Consider the following 1,317-nt stretch of genomic DNA (forward strand, 5'->3'; position numbering starts at 1 on the left):
CTTCCAGTTAATGGGATGGACTACCTCCTCCCTCTGAGGTTAACTGAACAAAATATACTCAGCAGGAGCATTATCATGAATGTTATCTATCTCGGTATTGATCTGGCTAAAAATGTTTTTCAGCTTTGTGGATTAAATCAGGCGGGTAAACCGGTTTATAAAAAACGCACTGATCGTAAAACGTTACTACAGACCGTCGCGAATATTCCGGCCTGCCTGATTGGTGTGGAAGCCTCCACGGGCGCATTTTACTGGCAGCGTGAGTTCGAAAAACTGGGACATAAGGTAAAAGTGATCAGTCCCCAGTATGTAAAACCCTTTGTCCGCGGGCAAAAAAATGACGGTAATGATGCACAGGCTATCGCAATTGCTCTGATGCAACCAACAATGCAATTCGTACCACCCAAAAGCCCGGAACAGCAGGATATTCAGGCTCTGCACCGGGCAAGACAGCGTATTGTTAATCACCGAACTGCGACAGTCTGTCAAATCAGAGGACTGCTGCTTGACCGTGGAATAACAATCGGTGCGGCTGTCTCCAGAGTTCGTCACGCTGTTCCGCTGATTCTGGAAGACGCAGAAAATGGTCTTAGTGCCAGAATGCGCAGAACGATCGCAGAACTCTATGATCTTTTTAACGATCTTGGTCGTCGTATCAACTTTTTTGATAAAGAAATTGATACTGTTTTCCGACAATCTGAAGCTTGTCAGCGGATTGCCAAAGTTAAAGGTATTGGCCCTAAAACAGCTACTGCAGTTGTTGCTGCGATCGGCAAAGGAACTGAATTCAAAAATGGCCGTCATTTCTCAGCCTGGTTGGGACTAGTACCAAGGCAGCACTCCAGTGGTGACAGACAGGTGCTAATGAACATGACCAAAAAAGGCGATAAGCACCTGCGAACCTTATTTATTCATGGAGCCCGGGCAGTCGTTAGAGTGGCTGCAAATAATAATGAGGGTTACTTAAATCAATGGGTTAATCAGCTAAAAGAACGACGAGGATTTAACAAAACAACCGTTGCAGTCGCCAATAAAAATGCCCGAATTATTTGGTCAATTCTTCACAATGAAACAGAGTACAGACCGGCAGTGTAATAGCATACCTTTAAAAGTTGCAAAGTATTGAAAAATGGCCACTGGTTGAACCTGCACGATCGGAACCTGACTATTATATTGGCCTTCGTGGCCGTCCAGTTGTTGAGGCGATTGTGTGCGGATTCCCCATTTGGGCACAGATATTTCTGATGCCGGATAGATGTAAGCAACAACCTAAAACCTGATTCAGTACTTGCAAAACGGAGGTAGTCCATAGATGTA

General features: G+C 44.9%; 1 protein-coding gene. It reads left to right on the forward strand.

Going from position 1 to position 1,317, the window contains the following annotated elements; translation table 11 throughout:
• The first annotated feature begins 75 nt into the window (after window positions 1-75).
• The gene (locus FEK66_RS25560) at window positions 76-1,095 is read left to right on the forward strand and encodes an IS110 family transposase (RefSeq protein ID WP_135381310.1); all 1,020 of its coding nucleotides are present in this window, start codon (window positions 76-78) and stop codon (window positions 1,093-1,095) included.
• Window positions 1,096-1,317: the final 222 nt, after the last annotated feature.

The sequence above is a fragment of the Escherichia sp. E1130 genome (genome assembly GCF_005781065.1).
In the GTDB taxonomy this organism is placed as follows: Bacteria; Pseudomonadota; Gammaproteobacteria; order Enterobacterales; family Enterobacteriaceae; genus Escherichia.